General features: G+C 56.4%; 21 protein-coding genes. 9 read left to right on the top strand and 12 right to left on the bottom strand.

The window, feature by feature from the left end:
* Positions 1-36 precede the first annotated feature (36 nt).
* From ACR0JR_RS16955 to ACR0JR_RS16925, 7 genes are all read left to right on the top strand, one after another.
* Entirely contained in the window at positions 37-1080 is a 1044-nt protein-coding gene (locus tag ACR0JR_RS16955; protein WP_480457142.1) for an RluA family pseudouridine synthase, read from the top strand.
* A complete protein-coding gene (locus ACR0JR_RS16950; RefSeq protein ID WP_480457141.1) occupies positions 1077-1748 on the top strand; it encodes an HAD-IA family hydrolase in 672 nt (223 codons plus the stop codon). Before ACR0JR_RS16955 ends, ACR0JR_RS16950 begins: the two co-directional genes overlap by 4 nt.
* 5 nt (positions 1749-1753) lie before the next feature.
* Positions 1754-2461, top strand: a complete 708-nt coding sequence (locus ACR0JR_RS16945; protein WP_480457140.1) for an ATP12 family chaperone protein — start codon at positions 1754-1756, stop codon at positions 2459-2461.
* A 207-nt stretch (positions 2462-2668) separates the two neighbouring features.
* Entirely contained in the window at positions 2669-3688 is a 1020-nt protein-coding gene (locus tag ACR0JR_RS16940; protein ID WP_010437135.1) for an amino acid ABC transporter substrate-binding protein, read from the top strand.
* A gap of 123 nt (positions 3689-3811) precedes the next feature.
* Positions 3812-5044 carry an amino acid ABC transporter permease gene (locus ACR0JR_RS16935; protein WP_170478212.1) on the top strand — a complete coding sequence of 411 codons (1233 nt, stop codon included), beginning with the start codon at positions 3812-3814 and terminating at the stop codon, positions 5042-5044.
* Positions 5045-5047: 3 nt separating this feature from the next.
* Complete coding sequence (locus ACR0JR_RS16930; RefSeq protein WP_170544300.1) at positions 5048-6346, top strand: amino acid ABC transporter permease; 1299 nt, start codon at positions 5048-5050, stop codon at positions 6344-6346.
* Between the two features lie 12 nt (positions 6347-6358).
* Positions 6359-7150: an amino acid ABC transporter ATP-binding protein gene (locus ACR0JR_RS16925; RefSeq protein WP_029621560.1), complete on the top strand. Its 792-nt coding sequence runs from the start codon at positions 6359-6361 to the stop codon at positions 7148-7150.
* 44 nt (positions 7151-7194) lie between these two features.
* Here the strand turns inward: ACR0JR_RS16925 and ACR0JR_RS16920 are convergent, their stop codons facing one another.
* From ACR0JR_RS16920 to rpmH, 12 genes are all read right to left on the bottom strand, one after another.
* The gene (locus tag ACR0JR_RS16920) at positions 7195-7692 is read right to left on the bottom strand and encodes a SixA phosphatase family protein (RefSeq protein WP_480457139.1); all 498 of its coding nucleotides are present in this window, start codon (positions 7690-7692) and stop codon (positions 7195-7197) included.
* Positions 7689-8372 (bottom strand): ferredoxin, encoded by a 684-nt coding sequence (locus tag ACR0JR_RS16915; RefSeq protein ID WP_480457138.1) that lies wholly within the window; start codon positions 8370-8372, stop codon positions 7689-7691. The genes ACR0JR_RS16920 and ACR0JR_RS16915 overlap by 4 nt, the downstream gene beginning before the upstream one ends.
* Complete coding sequence (locus tag ACR0JR_RS16910; RefSeq protein ID WP_480457137.1) at positions 8339-9133, bottom strand: sterol desaturase family protein; 795 nt, start codon at positions 9131-9133, stop codon at positions 8339-8341. Before ACR0JR_RS16910 ends, ACR0JR_RS16915 begins: the two co-directional genes overlap by 34 nt.
* Before the next feature lie 57 nt (positions 9134-9190).
* The gene (gene argB / locus ACR0JR_RS16905; RefSeq protein ID WP_480457136.1) at positions 9191-10054 is read right to left on the bottom strand and encodes an acetylglutamate kinase; all 864 of its coding nucleotides are present in this window, start codon (positions 10052-10054) and stop codon (positions 9191-9193) included.
* 60 nt (positions 10055-10114) lie between these two features.
* Entirely contained in the window at positions 10115-10768 is a 654-nt protein-coding gene (yihA, locus tag ACR0JR_RS16900; RefSeq protein WP_480457135.1) for a ribosome biogenesis GTP-binding protein YihA/YsxC, read from the bottom strand.
* Positions 10765-11502, bottom strand: coding sequence for an MOSC domain-containing protein (locus ACR0JR_RS16895; RefSeq protein ID WP_319546266.1), 738 nt, complete (start codon positions 11500-11502; stop codon positions 10765-10767). The genes yihA and ACR0JR_RS16895 overlap by 4 nt, the downstream gene beginning before the upstream one ends.
* Positions 11499-13322: a membrane protein insertase YidC gene (gene yidC, locus ACR0JR_RS16890; RefSeq protein ID WP_170478188.1), complete on the bottom strand. Its 1824-nt coding sequence runs from the start codon at positions 13320-13322 to the stop codon at positions 11499-11501. Before yidC ends, ACR0JR_RS16895 begins: the two co-directional genes overlap by 4 nt.
* 126 nt (positions 13323-13448) lie before the next feature.
* Positions 13449-14990: an EAL domain-containing protein gene (locus tag ACR0JR_RS16885; protein WP_480457134.1), complete on the bottom strand. Its 1542-nt coding sequence runs from the start codon at positions 14988-14990 to the stop codon at positions 13449-13451.
* A 70-nt stretch (positions 14991-15060) separates the two neighbouring features.
* Complete coding sequence (ttcA, locus tag ACR0JR_RS16880) at positions 15061-15945, bottom strand: tRNA 2-thiocytidine(32) synthetase TtcA (protein WP_480457133.1); 885 nt, start codon at positions 15943-15945, stop codon at positions 15061-15063.
* 44 nt (positions 15946-15989) lie between these two features.
* Positions 15990-16217: a membrane protein insertion efficiency factor YidD gene (yidD, locus tag ACR0JR_RS16875; RefSeq protein WP_010437166.1), complete on the bottom strand. Its 228-nt coding sequence runs from the start codon at positions 16215-16217 to the stop codon at positions 15990-15992.
* A complete protein-coding gene (rnpA, locus tag ACR0JR_RS16870) occupies positions 16214-16636 on the bottom strand; it encodes a ribonuclease P protein component (RefSeq protein ID WP_480457132.1) in 423 nt (140 codons plus the stop codon). Before rnpA ends, yidD begins: the two co-directional genes overlap by 4 nt.
* A gap of 25 nt (positions 16637-16661) precedes the next feature.
* Positions 16662-16796, bottom strand: coding sequence for a 50S ribosomal protein L34 (gene rpmH, locus ACR0JR_RS16865; protein WP_005980833.1), 135 nt, complete (start codon positions 16794-16796; stop codon positions 16662-16664).
* Positions 16797-17093: 297 nt separating this feature from the next.
* On the opposite strand from rpmH, the gene ACR0JR_RS16860 reads away from it, so the two are divergent.
* Together ACR0JR_RS16860 and ACR0JR_RS16855 are read left to right on the top strand one after the other, a co-directional pair.
* Complete coding sequence (locus ACR0JR_RS16860; protein ID WP_480457131.1) at positions 17094-17825, top strand: TVP38/TMEM64 family protein; 732 nt, start codon at positions 17094-17096, stop codon at positions 17823-17825.
* A 3-nt stretch (positions 17826-17828) separates the two neighbouring features.
* Positions 17829-19247 (top strand): dihydrolipoyl dehydrogenase family protein, encoded by a 1419-nt coding sequence (locus tag ACR0JR_RS16855; RefSeq protein ID WP_480457130.1) that lies wholly within the window; start codon positions 17829-17831, stop codon positions 19245-19247.

The following is a 19247-nucleotide window of genomic DNA, read 5'->3' as shown; positions in this document are numbered from 1 at the left end:
CGGGCGGATCAGCCGCGCGGAAAAAGGGGCAATGGCATGAGCGGCGTACAGGTGATCACCGTAGCTGAGGGCGATGGCGAACAGCGGTTGGATCGTTGGCTGCGCCGGCTGTTTCCCCATGTCAGCCAAGGCCGGATCGAGAAGATGTGTCGCAAGGGTGAGCTGCGCGTTGATGGCGGGCGGGTCAAAGCCGCGACTCGATTGGAGGTCGGGCAGTCCGTGCGTGTGCCCCCGCTACCGGATGCGGACCATAAGCCGGCAGTAGTAAGGCACCGTGTCTCGGACGCCGACGCAAAGATGATCCAGTCTTGCGTGATCTATAAGGACGATCACGTGCTGGCGCTGAACAAACCACATGGGCTGCCGGTGCAGGGCGGAAGCGGTCAGACGCGCCATGTGGACAGCCTGTCAGAAGCGTTGCGCTTTGGGTACGATGAGAACCCGCGCCTTGTGCATCGGTTGGATAAGGACACATCTGGGGTGCTGTTGATGGCCCGCACGCGCGAAGCCGCCAAGGGGCTGACCGCAGCGTTCCGGCATCGCAACACCCAAAAGATTTATTGGGCGCTCGTTGCAGGGGTGCCGACGCCATATCTGGGTGAGATCAAGACCGGTCTGGTCAAGGCTCCGGGGCATGGCAAACAGGGCGAAGGCGAGAAGATGATCGCTGTTCATCCGAGCGAAGTGAACGATACGCCTGGCGCAAAACGCGCGCATACGCTCTATGCCACGCTCTACCGTGTGGCGGGCCGGGCCGCATGGGTTGCAATGGAGCCGGTAACCGGTCGGACACATCAACTGCGTGCGCATATGGCAGCGATCGGCCACCCTATCATCGGAGATGGAAAATACGGTGGCTCAGGGCAGGAAAACCTCGGCGATGGCTGGGGGGCTCAGCTGGGCGGCATCATCAGCAAGAAACTTCATCTGCACGCGCGTAGCCTGTCATTTGAGCATCCGGAAACACGAAAACCCATCACGATCACAGCCCCATTGCCAGACCACATGAAACACAGTTGGGATACGCTCGGCTGGACCGAGGATCTGGCATCCGACGATCCGTTCGAGCAGCTGCGATGAGTGCGCCCTTACGGCTGGTTTTGTTCGACGTGGATGGCACGCTTGTCGACAGTCAGGGCGCCATCGTTTCGGCGATGACTGCCAGCTTTCAGGCGCAGTCTTTGCCAGTGCCGCGCCGAAACGCAATCCTATCCATCGTTGGCTTGTCTCTGCCTCATGCGATGGCACATCTTGCGCCGGATCAGTCCGATCTGGCGCAGAACGCGCTGGTTGATGGCTACAAACAGGCCTATCACGCGCAACGGTTAGAGCAGGGCGCAGCCAGCTCGCCGCTTTATCCGGGCGCTCGGGAAGTAATTCAGGCACTCCATGAAATGCCCGAGGTGCTGCTGGGGGTTGCGACCGGGAAATCCAAGCGCGGACTGGATGCGCTGTTAGAGGCGCATGGGTTGGAGCAATATTTCATCACTCGGCAGGTGGCCGATCATCACCCGTCAAAACCGCATCCATCGATGATCGAAACGGCGCTGGCTGAAACCGGCGTGGGGGCCGCTCATTCGGTCATGGTAGGTGATACAAGTTTTGACATGGAAATGGCTGCTGCCGCGCAGATCGCAGGTATCGGAGTAAGCTGGGGATACCATGATCGATTAGCCCTGAGCACTGCTCAATACGTGATCGAGAGCTTCGAAGAATTGCCAGTGACACTGGCCAACATCTGGGACTGAAAAATATGAGCGACTGGAAACCAAAACGCTTCTGGATCTCAGGCGCGGTCGTTGAGATCGACAACGGTTACACGGTTGAGTTGGATGGTCGTCGTGTCAAGACACCGGCAAAAGCTGCGCTGGTCCTTCCCACGCATGCCATGGCGCAGGCCATTGCGGATGAATGGGACGCGCAGGAAAAAGAGGTCGATCCCACCACGATGCCTTTCACCCGTTCGGCCAACGCGGCGATCGACAAGGTGCAGCATCAGCATGGTGAGGTCGCTGATATGTTAGCAGATTATGGCGATTCGGATTTGTTGTGTTATCGGGCGACGCACCCCGAGGCTTTGCAAAACCGGCAGGCAAACGATTGGGACCCCGTTTTGGATTGGGCTGCCGACGCACTGGGCGCACGATTAATTTCGCGCGTGGGCGTGGTGCATCAACCGCAAGACACAGAAACGCTGCAAACGTTGCGCGACCGGGTGCATGCGCTCAATGCCTTTCAGTTGGCGGCGTTTCACGATCTTGTCAGTCTGTCCGGATCATTGATTCTTGGATTTGCTGCGGCTTTGGATTGGCGAGCGCCAGATGAGATCTGGCATATTTCTCGATTGGATGAGCTGTGGCAGATCGAACAGTGGGGTCATGATGACGAGGCACACGCTGCAGCCGAAGTAAAAAAAGCAGCGTTTTTGCATGCCAAGCGTTTCTTCGACATCTCGATCTGAGACTTTTTGGGCTCAAATCGTGATTTTGAGCCCCTTATTGCCCAAATTGATCAATCGTTTTCCCTGATCCAGCCCTTGACGTTTGTTGATGAATACGCCCAAACTCGGGCCACTAAAGGGGAGACACCTTTTGGGTAACCTTTCTGGCGCGCATAGTGCCGGATCGAACCGTCCCATAAAGGGATGGAAAATCAGGAAGAGGTAAAAATGAAAAAATCCGTAATCTTGGGCATGGCAACCATTGCCGGCCTGGCTGCTGGCGCAGCTGCGGCGGGGACTGTTGACGATGTCAAAGCACGCGGCAAGCTGAACTGCGGTGTGACCACCGGTCTGGTCGGCTTTGCTGCACCCGACGCGAATGGCGAATGGCAGGGCTTTGACGTCTCACTGTGCCGTGCTGTTGCAGCCGCTGTACTGGGCGATGCAAGCGCTGTTGAATTTGTTCCGACCACCGGCAAGACTCGCTTTACCGCGCTGGCTTCGGGTGAGATCGACATGCTGGCTCGTAACACCACTTGGACATTCAGCCGCGACGTAGACCTGAAGTTCGAATTCGTCGGCGTGAACTACTACGACGGTCAGGGCTTTATGGTTCCCAAAGCGCTGGGCGTAAGCTCGGCCAAGGAACTGGACGGCGCAACCGTGTGCATCCAGACCGGCACCACAACCGAGCTGAACCTGGCGGACTTCTTCCGCTCGAACAACATCAGCTATGAGCCGGTTCCGATCGAAACCAACGCCGAAGCACAGCAGCAGTATCTGGCTGGCGCATGTGACGTTTACACCACTGACGCATCGGGCCTGGCTGCTACTCGCGCCACGTTCGAAAACCCTGGTGACCACGTCCTGCTGCCCGAAATCATCTCGAAAGAGCCTCTGGGCCCGCTGGTCCGTCACGGCGATCACGAGTGGGGCGACGTTGTCCGCTGGACTCTGAACGCTCTGGTTTCGGCTGAAGAGCTGGGCGTGACCTCGGCCAATATCGATGAGCTGAGCGCCGGCGCAGGTGACAACCCCGAAGTGAACCGTCTGCTGGGTACCGAAGGTACTCTGGGCGAAATGCTGGGTCTGGACGCTGATTGGGCCGCCAAGGCGATTAAAGCTGGTGGTAACTATGGCGAAGTCTTCGCCAAGAACATCGGTGAAGAAACTCCGATTGGTCTGGCTCGCGGCCTGAACGCACAGTGGACCGAAGGTGGCCTGCTGTATTCGCCGCCGTTCCGCTAAAATCCATTGGAAAGGGCGCAGGGCAACCTGCGCCCTTTTCTCATCAGAATGCTACGAGTTGCTCAAGAGTGGGGAGAACCCCGCCGACAATGAAGCGCTCGAAAAGCACGGGGATTCCTAAATATGTCAACTATGACTGACCCACCGAAAGCTGACTTTCGGTTGTCTATGCTCATAAACGACACCCGCTATCGCTCACTGACATTTCAGGTGATTGCGGCCGTCGTTATTGCGCTTTCCATCTGGTATCTTGGCAACAACCTGATCCAGAACCTCAGGGCCGCCGGCCTCAACATTTCCTACACATTTCTAGGCGACCCTTCGGGGTACGACATTAACCAGCGTTTGATTGAATATGACAGCCAGTCTTCGCATGGGCGCGCAGCTATTGTTGGTATTCTCAATACGCTGCTTGTCGCTGTTCTGGCTTGTGTTACAGCCACGGTGTTTGGTGTGATAGCGGGCGTATTGCGCCTGTCGAATAACTGGCTCGTGTCAAAGTTGATGGCCGTCTATGTCGAGATCTTCCGGAACATCCCGGTCCTGATCTGGATCATCATCATCTTCACCATCATGACAGCGGTATTGCCAGGGCCCAGAGCCTTCCGCGGCGATAACCCAACATCCAGCATGTTGTTTGACTTGTTCGCTTTCACCAACCGTGGTGTCTATATCCCGCGTCCGGAATTCGCCAATGGCTTGTTCAGCGCCACAATTCTGAACTGGGTTGTAGTGATCGTGTTTTTGGTCGGTTCTTGGTTTGCGTCTCGCGAAATCGAAAAACGCGCCACGCTGAAGCAGGAACAAACTGGCGAGCGTCCGAAAACCGGCCTTGTGAAACTGGCCGTTTGGCTGGTGCCTTTTGCGCTGCTGATGGCGGTGATGGGTCTGACTTGGAACATTCCCGAGCTGAAGGGCTTTAACTTCAGCGGTGGTATCAAAATCGGTGGCCCGCTGATCGCTTTGTGGTTTGCCTTGTCGATTTATACCGGTGCCTTCATCGCGGAAAACGTTCGCGCGGGTATTCAGGCGATCTCGAAAGGTCAAACCGAAGCTGCAGCTGCACTGGGTTTGCGCCCCGGGCGGATCATGAATCTGGTGATCCTGCCGCAAGCGCTGCGGGTGATCATCCCGCCACTGATTTCGCAGTATCTGAACATCACCAAGAACTCGTCGCTGGCGATTGCCGTGGGCTATGCGGATATCACTGCAACGTTGGGTGGCATCACACTGAACCAGACCGGTCGTGCGATCGAGTGTGTTCTGTTGCTGATGCTGTTCTATCTGACCGCTTCGCTGCTGATCTCAATGGTGATGAACGTCTACAACGCATCCGTCAAGTTGAAGGAGCGCTGAGCCATGGCTGATCAAACAACAAACCCGATCGCCTTTGTGGCCGATGGCACCATTCCTCCGTCGCCACCACCAGCGAACCAGACGGGTATTGTGAAGTGGTTGCGAGAGAATCTTTTCTCTGGCGCAACCAATACAATCCTGACTGTCCTGTCGCTGATGTTGATCTATGTGCTTCTGAAGAACACGTTGCCATGGATCCTGAATGGAGTGTGGAACGCGAACTCGCTTGCGGAATGCCGAGAGATTCTCGCCGGTAAAACAGGTGCGTGTTTCGCGGTTCTGACCGAACGCTGGCCTCAGCTTATCTACGGGTTCAAATACCCTACCGATGCGTATTGGCGGCCTAATCTGGCATTCGTACTGATGCTAGCGGCGGTTGCACCGGTCCTGTTCTTCGACCTACCGCGCAAACTCCTGATCTTTACAGCCCTCTATCCCTTCATTGCCTTCTGGCTGATATGGGGTGGCACGATCTTGGTACCCTTCGTTGCCCTACTTGGCTGCGTTGCTGCGGGTGCTGTCTTTCAGAAGCTCGGGAAGAACAGTTTTGCCGCTGGATTCTTCGGGGCCATTATCGTTGCCTTGATCGTCTGGAAGCTTGGCGGTGCGTTGATCCCAGAGGATGCGTCCGAGGGGGCATGGCTTTCCGCTGTTCCCAGCCGCGATCTAGGTGGCTTCATGCTCAACATGATGCTGGGCTTGGCGTGCGTATCGTTGTCTGTCCCGTTAGGGATCGCACTTGCGCTGGGCCGTCAGTCGAACATGCCGCTGATCAAGTGGGTCTGCGTCATCTTCATCGAATTCATCCGTGGTGTGCCTTTGATCACACTGCTGTTTGTGGCTTCGGTGATGTTGTCGTATTTCTTCCCGCCTGACAGCACGGTCGACCTGTTCCTGCGCGTTGTGATCATGATCACCATGTTCTCAGCCGCCTATATCGCCGAGGTGATCCGCGGTGGTCTGGCAGCGCTTCCACGTGGACAGTACGAGGCAGCAGACAGTCTTGGTTTGGATTACCCGCAGGCGATGCGGCTTATCATCCTGCCGCAGGCATTGAAGATATCGATCCCCGGTATCGTGAACGTGGCCGTGGGCCTGTTCAAGGACACCACACTGGTTTCGGTCATCTCAATGTTCGATCTGGTGGGCATGATCCGGGGTCCCATCCTGGCGTCGACCGAATGGAACGGCGTCTATTGGGAGCTTCTGGGCTTTGCCGCGCTTCTGTTCTTCGTCGTCTGCTACGGCATCTCTCAATATTCCCAGTGGCTCGAGCGTCGCCTTGCCACGGATCATCATTAAGGAGTTCAACATATGTCTGAACTTGCAATTGACCGCGAAATCGACCGCACCAAGATGCAGGTGAGCGACGAGGTCGCCATCGAAATCAACAACATGAACAAGTGGTACGGATCCTTCCACGTACTGCGCGATATCAATCTGACCGTCAATCAGGGCGAGCGGATCGTGATCGCGGGGCCGTCCGGGTCGGGTAAGTCCACCCTGATCCGCTGCCTGAACGCGCTGGAAGAGCACCAGCAAGGCACGATTGTCGTGGATGGGACGGAACTTTCGAATGACCTCAAGAACATCGACAAGATCCGGTCCGAAGTTGGCATGGTGTTCCAGCACTTCAACCTGTTCCCGCATCTGACCATTCTGGAAAACTGCACGCTGGCCCCGATCTGGGTACGTAAAACGCCCAAGAAAGAGGCAGAAGAACGCGCGATGCATTTCCTGGAAAAGGTGAAAATCCCGGATCAGGCGCTGAAATATCCCGGCCAGCTTTCGGGTGGTCAGCAGCAGCGTGTGGCGATTGCCCGCTCGCTCTGCATGATGCCGCGGATCATGTTGTTTGATGAACCGACATCGGCGCTGGACCCCGAGATGATCAAAGAGGTGCTCGACACCATGATCGAGCTGGCCGAGGAAGGCATGACCATGCTGTGTGTGACCCACGAGATGGGTTTTGCACGTCAGGTTGCCAACCGTGTGATCTTTATGGACGCAGGCCAGATCGTGGAACAGAACGAACCGGAAGAGTTCTTCAATAACCCTCAGAGCGAGCGGACCAAACTGTTCCTAAGCCAAATTCTGGGTCATTGAACCGTGACCAGAAGATCAGAAAGGCGGGGTTACCCCGCCTTTTTTTATTCCAGCAATTCGCGTGGGATTGTAAATCCAAGAACTTCACCACTTCCCCAACGAACCGAAGTCCAATCTGGTGCTTCAAAATGGATAACAGTCGTTGCGCCAGTCGGATAATCGTAGAATCTCGGATGGTTTGGGGCTCGGCGCACTAATCGATCTGCAAACTCTGCAATACCGGGATTATGGCCTAGCATGAGCACGGTCTTTGCCGAAGCCGACGAAAGCGCCCCAAACATTTCATCGGGCCCGGCAAGGTAGAGGCCGGGGGTAAAGGACAGCTTTGATGCGCTTAGCCCCAACCGGTTCCATGTCTCCCGCGTGCGTTGTGCTGTTGAGCTGATGACTTCATCTGGTAACCAACCATTGCTTTGTAACCAGCGGCCGATCTCAGTAGCCGACTTTCGTCCGCGTTTGTTTAGTGGCCGGTCGTGATCTTGGACAAATGGATCTTGCCAACTGGATTTCGCATGGCGGGTCAGAATCAGAGTTCGGGTCATGATGAAAAAAAGGCGTTCATGTGATGCGCCGACTGTTCGGGTTGACGCCTGGCACCTGCGCTGACAGGGCAGGCGCGCCGCGCGATACACCCATCGTTCAGGCAGTCTTGTCCAGCTTCAGTACCCAGATATCCTTTGCAGGCGGCCACATCGTAGAAGCTGTGCGTATTCAGCGCTTCTACCGGACAGGTGGTCGCGCAAGGGGCGGGGCATTCAATACATGGGGATTGCTGTAAGTTGTGCGGGATCATAATTTCCCCAGTGAAATGCAAAGCGCCACGGAATGAAATCATCATTCCCACAGTATCGTGCACCAGTGCCCCTACCGGGCTGCTGAACGTGCGCCCGGAGTTTAGTGCCCAATCAATGAATGGCGCGTAAGGTGGGCCGCCAAATGGATAGTGTGCTGCGGCTGACAGGTCCTGTGCCAGTTTGCCAATAACTCGCTTTGACCATCGGTCTACAGGATCGGGTTGACCAACCTTCCACTCAGGCGATGCAGTCAGAGTGGGCCAGAACGCTCCTGCCGTCCCCAGCAGGATCAATGTGCCGCCGTCCAGTTGTTTGGCTCCCGACACGCGCGGATGTTGTGCACCCATAACTATCAGCCCAACCTGAGTGGCTGCTCGTTCGACATTGGCGTAAGTCATCGACGGCGGAAGGGCAGAGCCAGACTCCATCCCAGTTTTGTTGGTCGATCGTCCTGCCATTCCAATCCCACGCTCATTTGTTCGTGCCCGTCCCGAGGTTGTGCGATGTAAGTCCCCAGCATCCGATCCCAGATAGACAGTGCAAAGCCATAATTGCTGTCATGCTCAGTTCGGAACACCGAATGATGTACGCGATGCATATCGGGTGTTACAAGAACCCTACGTACCAAAGCGTCAACGGCAAGGGGGAGCTTCAAGTTTGAATGATTGAACAACGCTGTGCCATTAAGAAGGATCTCGAAAAGGATCACAGCCAGGGCGCTGGCGCCGAGCAGATAGATTAGCCCGATTTTCAGGATCATGGACAACGCGATTTCAACAGGGTGAAAGCGGACTGCAGTAGTGACGTCCATGTCTCGGTCGGCGTGATGCACACGATGTAGCCGCCAAAGGATTGGCACCTTGTGGGTAATCAGATGCTGTAGCCAGATTGCAAAGTCCAGAATCAGCAAACACAGAATAAGCTCAACCCACCCTGGCCAAGCGAGCCAATTAAAAACGCCCAATCCATTTTTCCCGGCATCAATGGCAGCGCCAACTGCCAATAAGGGCAACCCAATCGCCATAGTCCTGAGCATCAGTGTGTTCAAAACAGTGATTGATAGATTGGTTAGCCACCGATTTTTTCGCGGACAAGTTCGTAAGCGTTTTGGCGCAATTGTCTCTGCCGCCGCAAACACAACAAACAGGATCAAAAACACGCTTAGGCGAAATAGGGGCTCGTTCTCCATACATTCACAATCGAGCATGTTAATGCCCGGTGCAAGATGTCGAAGATCACTATGGCGTTAATCCGGGCGGATCAGGGATCCGGCACCGTGTTCCGTAAACAGTTCGAGCAACACCGCATTTGGCGCGCGCCCGTCCAGTATTACCACTGCCCGAACACCGCTATGCAGCGCGTCCAACGCGGTTTCTGTTTTGGGGATCATTCCACCCGCGATAGTGCCTTCCAGCGTCATCTCACGGATCTGACCGGCTTTCAGTTCGGTCACGACCTCTCCGGCGGCATTCTTGACGCCCGAAACATCGGTAAGCAGCAGAAGGCGATCTGCTTTAAGTGCCGAGGCAATCGCGCCAGCCGCGGTGTCGCCGTTGACGTTGAACGTTTCACCATTCTGGCCCGCACCAAGCGGGGCAATAACGGGGATCACGTCATGTGAGAACAGGTCATGCAGAACCTTTGGGTTCATCTTGGACGGTGAGCCCACAAATCCCAGCGATGGATCGGTCTGATCGCAAATCATCAGGTTTGCATCCTTGCCCGACAAACCCACAGCCGAGCCGCCCTGACCGTTGATCGCCTGTACGATACGCTTGTTTACAAGGCCGGACAGAACCATCTCGACCACCTCAACAGTGGCTTTGTCAGTCACACGCTTGCCGCCGACAAATTCGGACTGAATGTCTAGCTTGCCCAGCATGGCGTTGATCATAGGACCGCCGCCATGCACTACGACGGGGTTTACACCGACTTGCCGCATCAGAACAACGTCGCGCGCAAAGCTTTCCATCGCCTCGTCGCTGCCCATGGCGTGTCCACCCAGCTTGATAACAACGATGGCCCCGTCATAGCGCTGCAGGTAGGGCAGGGCGCTGTTCAAGGTGGCTGCGGTGGCGATCCAATCCCGATTCATATCTCTTGTCTTCATGGCTGAGGTCCCTCTGGGCACCCGTGTTAGGGTCTTTGAGCGGTGCTGCCAAGAGCCAAGCTATTCCAGATGCGCGATGATCGAGCGCAGGGTGGGAATTCCGTCGCCTTTCTCGGATGATGTTAACACGATCTCGGGGAAGGCTGCGGGGTGTTTGGCAAGCGCGCTGCGTACTTGCTGCAGCACCTTCTCGCGGTCGTTGGCTTTTACCTTGTCGGCTTTGGTCAGAACGCATTGAAACGTGACAGCGCTGGTGTCCAGCAGCTTCATAATCTCTGCGTCGACCGGCTTTACCCCGTGGCGCGAGTCGATCAGCACAAAGGTGCGGCGCAGGGTTTGACGGCCGCTGAGATATTTTTTCAGCAACCGCTGCCACTTTTCGACGACCTTGACCGGCGCATTGGCGTAACCATATCCCGGCAGGTCAACCAAATAGAGATCAGGTCCTTGAGTGAAAAAGTTGATCTCTTGTGTGCGGCCCGGCGTGTTTGATGCACGCGCCAGCCCTTTGGTCCCAGTCAGCGCGTTGATTAAGCTGGACTTGCCCACGTTTGAGCGCCCTGCGAAGCAGACTTCCAGCCGGTCAGGTGCGGGCAGGCCGTCCATGGCGACCACGCCTTTGACGAACTCGGATGGTCCGGCAAACAGTTTGCGCCCGGTTTCTGTTGCGAATGCGTCAGGGGATTCGGCCAATGGAAAACGAAGAGCGGTCACAGTACCTGTACCTCGTCGCCGGGGCGGATGCTGCCGCCTTGCAGAACCTCAGCGTAGACCCCGAAATCCTGATGATTCCAATTGCCGAGCGCGCCCAGCGTATCGGCATCGCGTTCACCCGTCTCGGGGTTGGCCGTCGTGGCCAAACAACGCGTTATGCGTTCACGGATGTGAAAGATCACCTCGCCAATTCGTATATTGCGGCCCAGCCAGTCGAATTCCTCCCACAGTGGCAGGCCATCGAACCAGATGTTGCCACGCCAACGTGCAATCGAAAGATCACGGCCCAATTTCTGTTCGACCGCACGGTGCGAGGCCATATTGCACAGGCTGATCGATGGGAAATCGCTATCGGTCATCCCGCGACCGGGAACGCGGATGATGCGGGCCGAGGCGGCCCGGTCTGTCGGCATCAGTGGCCTCACCCAATCCAGAAATTTGTCTTGTTGCGTGTCGGGCTCAAAACTCAGATCGGGGCGGTTGGGATGGCGCAGCGTGACCGTGTCACCCTGTAGATGCGCTGAGATTGCCATCAACTGAGGCGCCTTCGCGCCGCGGCTGAAATTGTTGCAGGGCACCCATTCCGACCCATCCGCTTTGGACGCCTCATGCGCAACCGCCCAAATACGATCCCCGGGCATGGTCTGCCCGGGGGTCATGGTGATGTGATCAAGGCTTTCGCGCCCGTGACTTTTTATCGGGTGCCGCCACAAAGCGGTTACTGTTCCGCTCATTTGTCATCCGTCTTTGGGGTGCGCTTGAAGCCAGACTTGATGTTTCCGAATACGTCAGGTTTGTAGCCTTGGCTGCGCATGATCAGATATTGCTGGGTGAATGTGATCGTGTTGTTCGCGATCCAGTAGACCACCAACCCGCTGGCAAAGCTGCCCAGCATGAACATGAACACCCAAGGCATCCAGGCAAAGATCATCGCCTGTGTCGCATCGGTTGGTGCCGGGTTCAGCTTTTGCTGCAGCCACATCGAGATACCCAGTAACAACGGCAGGATGCCGATGAAAATCAGCGCCATGAACGTTTCTGGTTGTGGGCCAGCCCAGGGCAACAGGCCGAACAGGTTCATGATCGAGGTCGGATCCGGCGCGCTGAGGTCCTGGAACGGGCCAAACCAGGGGGCTTGGCGCAGTTCGATGGTGACGAAGATCACCTTGTATAGCGAGAAGAAGATCGGAATCTGCATCAGGATTGGTAAACAGCCAGCGGCCGGGTTTACCTTTTCCTTCTTGTAAAGCTCCATCATGCCTTGCTGCATCTTCTGGCGGTCGTCCCCTGCGGCTTCTTTCAACGCCTCCATCTGCGGCTGCAGTTCCTTCATTTTCGCCATCGAGACGTAGGATTTGAAGGCCAGCGGGAAGAGGATTGCCTTGATGATCAGGGTCAGGCCGATGATGGACCAGCCCATATTGCCGATCAGAGCATTGATATTGTGCAGCAGCCAGAAGATCGGCTTGGTCAGAAAGAAGAACCAGCCCCAGTCGATGCTGTCGATGAATTTCTGCACGCCTTCAGCCTGATATTCACGAATGGCTTCCCATTCCTTGGCACCGGCGAACAGGCGGGTCGTGACCTCGGCGGTTTCACCTGGGGCGACAGTCAGTGTCGGCAGGACCGTCTCGGTCTGATAAATTTTGCGGCGCGAGTCGTATTTGGCGGCTGCTTTGAAAGCTGACCCGGGTTCGGGGATCAGTGTAGTCATCCAGTAATGGTCGGTAAATCCGATCCATCCATCTTCCTTGACCTGATAGACCTCGGCCTGGGCCCTTTCATTCGGGTCGATATCGAAATCGCGGACATCGCCATAATCGACTTCGGACAGTGTGCCATCCGACATGCCAATCACGCCTTCATGCAAGATGAAGAAATTCTTCAGGCCCGGAAGATCGCCATCTTCGCCAATACCGTGCCGGGCGAGAATGCCATAAGGGGCCATGCCCACCTCGGACTGGGTCGCGTTTTCGACCGATTGGGTCACGGTGAACATGTAGTCCTGATCGACCGAGATGATCCGGCGGAAGGTCAGGCCATTGCCGTTGTCCCAGGCAAGCGTGATGGGGCTATCTACACCCAGTTTCTCTCCCTGCTCCAATGTCCATAGTGTATTGGGGCCGGGAACGTCCGCACCTGCCAGGCCTGCGCCTGGGGCCCAGCCATAAATGGCGTAATATGCTGATTCCGACCCGACCGGAGACAGCAATTCGACAATGGGCGCTCCTTCTTCGATCGAAACCTTGTAGTCTTTCAAGAACAGCTCATCGATCCGCCCGCCCGACAGGGACAGGCTGCCCTCCAGGCGGGGCGTGTCGATTTGCACCCGAGGGGCTTGTTCCTCTGGCAGAGTCTCTTCGGTGGTTGCGGTTGCTTCACCAACAGTGCTGGTGGCACTGGGTGTCTGCACCTCGTCCCCTTCAAGGGCGGTAATTTCAGCCTCTTCCTGTGTCACCGATGGTTCGGGCGGTGGAAACAAGACGAACCAGACAAGGATCACCAAAAAGCTGAGCGCGGTTGCAAGGATGAGGTTCTTATTCTGATCGTCCATCGGGGACAGCCACCTTGAGCAGTGAAACACACCCGGTGGGTTCAACAGAGTGCAGCCCCAAAGGTCAAGCGGAATCGCCTCATAAATCGCCGCAGTAACGGATTTGGCGCAATGAAATGACCGATTTCATCCCATTTTGCCGCCGATCCTGGGCGCGCCTTTAAGCTGATTACGATGGGCAGTGATCCATTGCATCGTCTGTTCGAACGGCATCGGTTTGGCAATCCCGAACCCCTGCACGTGATTGCTGCCCAACTGTGGCATCAATGCGTGTTCACCCGGGGTTTCGACACCTTCCGCAAGAGTCTCAAGATTCAACCTTTCAGCCATCGTCAGAATCGCGCTGACAAGCTGCTGCTGACTGGGATCCTGGTCGGATTTTGCCACAAAGGTCCGGTCGATCTTGATGCGCGAAACGTCAAATCGTTTGATTGACGCGATCGAGGCATGACCGGTTCCAAAATCATCCAGATCGATACAACACCCAAGAGCCGCCATGTCTGTCACGTTTCTCGTTATCACGTCATCGGGTCGGCGCGAGAACACGGTTTCCAGAATCTCGACCGCCAATCTGTCTGGTGTCAGTTCAAACTGGTCCAGTTCCCACTTCAATCGATCAATCAGGTTGGGATTGCGAAGTTCATCAGACGAGAAATTGATACCTATCCGAGGAATGATCGCATCGGCGCTATCCCAAGTGCGCAGGGCCTCGAAAGCGTGGTGGCGCATGACCTGACCCAACCGCTCCATCAGTTCGGCTTGTTCTGCGAAGGGCAAGAATACCTGAGGGCCAAGCACACCTTTGCCAGGATGCTCCCACCGTGCAAGCGCTTCGAACCCGGTAATATTGCCGGTGTCAGTGGACACTTGAGGCTGGAACCAGGGCCGGATTTCCCCATTGTCCAATGCAGCCTCGAACTCTTTGCGCAAGTTGGCTCGAACCAGAGATCGCCGGCGGGTTGCCGTTGAATAGGCGCGGATTGTCGAAGGCCCGCTTCTCTGGGCCTCGGCAAGGGCAGCCGTGGCGGCCCCTATCCATTCATCAGCTTCAGCCTGGCGCAGATCCGACAGTAGACAAAACCCGATCGAGCAGGACTGATACACGCCAACTCCGTTTAAAAAGAGCGGTTCTTCGACGGCGCTTTGCAGGCGGCCTGACATTTGAATGCAGGCTTCGAGATCCAGATGCGGTGAAGGATTAAGACCAATCAAAAACCGATTTTGGTCAATCTGGCAAAAGATGTCATGATTGCGAATGATCGAAAGAACGCGATCGCGGAATTGCTGTTTTGCATGATCGGCTGCGGCCTGCCCGTGCAGATCCAGAAGGTCAGCAAAATCGTCCAGAGCTATAGCGATGCAGGCGGCATTCTCGCCTCGGCTACGCGCAGACTCATTCAAAATCTGCAGTTCGGATTGAAAAACATGATGAGTCACCAGGCCGCTGGGGCGTATTCCCGCGCTATGGGCAGTGTAGGATCGGCTGCCCCATATTCCGGTTGCGGCAAACATAAGCGGCAGGCCAAGCGCCGCCATGAAAAGGGCACGTTCACCACCCAACCAGAACGCTGCCAGACAGATGGCTGGCAAAAAGGCCAGGACCTGTGGTCCGGTCAGGATAACTCGCAACAGATCGAGACATTTATCAACAGAGAGAAATTTCCGCATCGGTTTTACGGCCTTTGGCTTGGGCAAGGATCGCGCAGGCCAACCGTAGGAAATCTATCTGAGTCACTCGTTAACGCAACTTGGGAATTTCCGCCGAATTTTCGTCGTTTTGAATCTGTTCGGTCGAAAGGTTCATAAAATCAAAAAGTTTCGGGTCAAGCAGGTGCGACGGTCTGGCATTTGTCAGCGCCCGGAACATCACCTGACGTCGCCCTGGCGCATTTTTTTCCCACTGGTCCAAAATCTGTTTGACCTGTTGACGTTGCAGCCCGTCCTGGCTGCCGCACAAATCACATGGGATGATGGGATAGTTCATCGCCTTTGCAAATTTCTCGCAATCCGCCTCGGCCACATGGGCGAGGGGGCGATAGACAAACAGATCCCCCTCTTCATTGACCAGTTTGGGCGGCATGGTCGCAAGACGGCCCCCGTGGAACAGATTCATGAAAAAGGTCTCAAGAATATCGTCGCGGTGATGGCCCAGCACGACCGCTGTGCACCCTTCTTCGCGCGCGATGCGATAGAGATTGCCCCGCCGTAAACGCGAGCACAGTGCGCAATAGGTGCGGCCCTGGGGAACCTTATCCACCACAATCGAATAAGTATCCTGATATTCGATCCGATGCGGCACTCCCATGCGTTCGAGGAACTCGGGAAGAACAGTGGCCGGGAAACCCGGCTGACCCTGGTCCAAATTGCAGGCCTGCAAATCGACAGGCAGCAGCCCGCGCCATTTTAGTTCGTGGAGCACTGCCAGAAGGGTATAGCTGTCCTTGCCTCCCGACAGACAAACCAACCACCGGGGCGTTTTTCCATCATTAGTACGGTCCACCATCCCGTATTGATCAATGGCCTCACGCGTCTGACGCACAATGCGTTTGCGCAGTTTCTTGAACTCGGTGGTCGAGGGCGCCCCGGCAAAGAGCGGATGGATATCGTCAGCTTCGTCGAACATGGGGCGGGCCTATCGCAGTTGAGTGAACCGGGCAAGGGTGAGCGTTATTCGTCGTCGGGAACCGGATCATATCCATCGCTGCCCCATGGATGGCAGCGTCCAATGCGCCGCGCAGCCAGCCATGTGCCCTTGATGGGGCCATGTTTTTCCAACGCCTCCAGCGCGTAGGCCGAGCAGGTTGGTTGGTATCGGCAATTGAAACCAACCCATGGGCTGAAGATCAACCGATAGGCCCGGATCGGCAGGGCGAGGATATGGGCAAACAGAGTCATTTGCCGCTATGCACTTTGCGCAGGGCAAAGCGCAGATCATCTTTCAGTGCCTCAAAGGGCCGGGCGGCAGTGACCTCGGCACGGCCGATTAGGACGTAATCCCACCCTTCGCGTCCCTGAATGGGAAGAACTGCCCGCGCGGCCTCGCGCAATCGGCGCTTGGCGCGGTTGCGGGCCACGGCGTTGCCGACTTTCTTGGAACAGGTAAATCCGACGCGAATACCCGTCGCTTCATCCGTGCCGCGTTTTCGCGCTTGCACCATCATCGAGGCGGTGCCATGCCGTTTCGCCCGCGCTGCTTTAAGAAAATCAGAGCGATTCTGCAGAACAGTCAAAGTTTCATGCGCGCAAACGGACGCCGCCGGGGGCTTGACCCTCGGCTGGTTTGTACCATCCTCAGGGGCCTCCGGCGGCGTCATGTTCATAACCTGATCAGTGAGCGGTTTACGCGCTCAGCGATTTGCGGCCACGTGCGCGGCGCGCGTTCAGGATTTTGCGGCCGGCTTTGGTAGCCATGCGCGCGCGGAAACCGTGGCGGCGTTTGCGAACCAGGTTCGAAGGCTGATAGGTGCGTTTCATCGCTCCGTCTCCAATCTATAGCGGTCGGGTGCGGCGCGGATTCGCCTGGCCCTAGTGTTCGAAGCCCGTCCTCTACTGGGTCACGGGAGTTAAGTCAAACCCCTAGGTGGGGGTTTCGCCGCCTTTTGCAACAATTCTGTAACCGGCACCAGCAAAAGGTTTCAAGTCGCAGGTATTATTGCCCGAATTCGTCACATTCCGGGCCATAAACATCAACGCCGCGTGAGGTCCCTGTTGTGCGGGCCCAAGGCATCGCATGTTGGTGCCAGAATGAAACGCACCAAACCGGACACTGTAATGAGTGATACAACTCAGACCCCGCGCAGCGGACCTGCGCGTCATATCCCTTTGCTGGTGATTCTCGTCGTCGCTGCGGTGGGTTTCTTTACCTTGGGCGATTACCTGACGTTTGAGACCTTGCGCGACAACCGCGAGGCGCTTTTGGCGTGGCGGGATGCCAACTATTTGGCGATGGTTGCTGCCTTTATTGGCATTTACATCGTGATCGTGGCCTTCTCATTGCCCGGAGCTGCGGTGGCATCGATGACCGGGGGCTTCCTGTTTGGTCTCTTCGCCGGGACCGTGTTCAATGTTGTTGCAGCAACGATCGGGGCCTCGGCCATCTTCCTTGCGGCACGCTGGGGGTTGGGCGAGTCACTCACGGCGCGGCTGGAATCCTCGGAGGGGACGGTCAAGAAACTGAAAAACGGCCTGCGTGAGAATGAGATCTCGGTTCTCTTCCTGTTGCGCCTGGTGCCTGTTGTGCCGTTCTTCGTGGCCAATCTGGTGCCTGCATTGGTTGGGGTGAAGTTTCGGAACTTCCTGATCACAACTGCGCTGGGCATTATTCCAGGTGGCATCGTCTATACCTGGATTGGCGTCGGACTCGGGGGGGTATTTGACCGGGGTGAGACGCCGGATGTTTCGTTGCTGTGGGAGCCGTTTGTCATTGGGCCCATCATCGGCTTGTGTGTTCTGGCGGCGCTGCCGATTTTTGTCAAATCCCTCCGTGGCCGAAAGGACACTTGATTCATGCAAGAGTTAAAGACCGATATCCTGGTGATAGGTGCCGGGTCGGGTGGATTGTCTGTGGCGGCCGGGGCCAGCCAGATGGGGGCGGATGTCGTCCTTCTGGAGGGGCACAAGATGGGCGGCGACTGCTTGAACTTTGGCTGCGTTCCATCCAAGGCCCTGATTGCCAGCGGTAAGGCGGCACATGGGCAAGCACACGCTTCGGCCTATGGGGTCGCGGACGTGGCGCCGCAGGTCGACTATGCCGCTGCAAAGGATCATGTGCATGACGTGATTGCTCAGATCGAACCGATGGACAGTCAGGAGCGTTTCGAGGGTTTTGGTGTCAAGGTAATCCGGGAATACGGTAGCTTTATATCGCCAACACAGGTTCAGGCTGGCGATCACCTGATCACAGCCCGCCGCGTTGTTGTGGCCACCGGGTCTTCGCCGCTGGTGCCACCATTGCCGGGTCTGGATCAGGTCACCTATTTTACCAATGAGACTATCTTCGACCTGCGCGACAAGCCCGCGCATCTGCTGATCATCGGTGGCGGCCCGATCGGCATGGAGATGGCGCAGGCGCATATCCGTCTAGGCTGTAAGGTCACGGTGATAGAAGGCCTAAAGGCGCTGGGCAAAGACGACCCCGAAGCCGCAACCATCGTGTTGGACAGCCTGAAGGCGGAAGGCGTCGCGATTCATGAAAACGCCATGGTGGCTCAGATCAGAGACAATGCGGGCGTCATAGAGGTCGTGACCGAGAATGGAGAGATTCACGCTGGTTCACATTTACTGCTTGCCGTTGGGCGCAAGGCCAACGTTGATCGCCTAAATCTTGAAGCTGCCGGGATTGAGCGTACTCGCACCGGTATCAAGGTCGACGACTCACTGCGAACTACCAACCGCAAGGTTTATGCCATCGGTGATGTCGCAGGTGGTCTGCAATTTACCCATGTGGCAGGCTATCAGGCTGGGGTTATCATACGCTCAGCCCTGTTCGGGTTACCGTCAAAGGCGAAGACAGCACATATCCCCTGGGCGACATATACCGACCCGGAACTGGCACAGGTGGGGCTCAGCGAAGCGCAAGCGCGTGCCCAACACGGAGACGCGGTGGAATTTGCCCGTTTCGATTATCACCATAATGACCGGGCGATTTCCGAACGGAAAACGAAAGGCTTTATCAAGGTGATGGTGGTTAAAAGTCGCCCCGTCGGTGCAACAATCGTAGGGCACCAAGCCGGTGAACTGATCAACTTGTGGTCGCTGGCGCTCGCAAATAACCTAAAGATGGGGCAGATCGCTGCCATGGTCTCGCCCTATCCGACGATCGGAGAGCTTAACAAACGGGTGGCGGGTGCCTATTTCACGCCAAGGCTGTTTGAGAATCAAACGGTTAAGAAAGTGGTCAGATTCGTCCAGCGCTGGATTCCCTGA

The organism is Ruegeria sp. AA3, from assembly GCF_056542905.1.
This window is presented reverse-complemented; position numbering and strand designations above follow the sequence as displayed.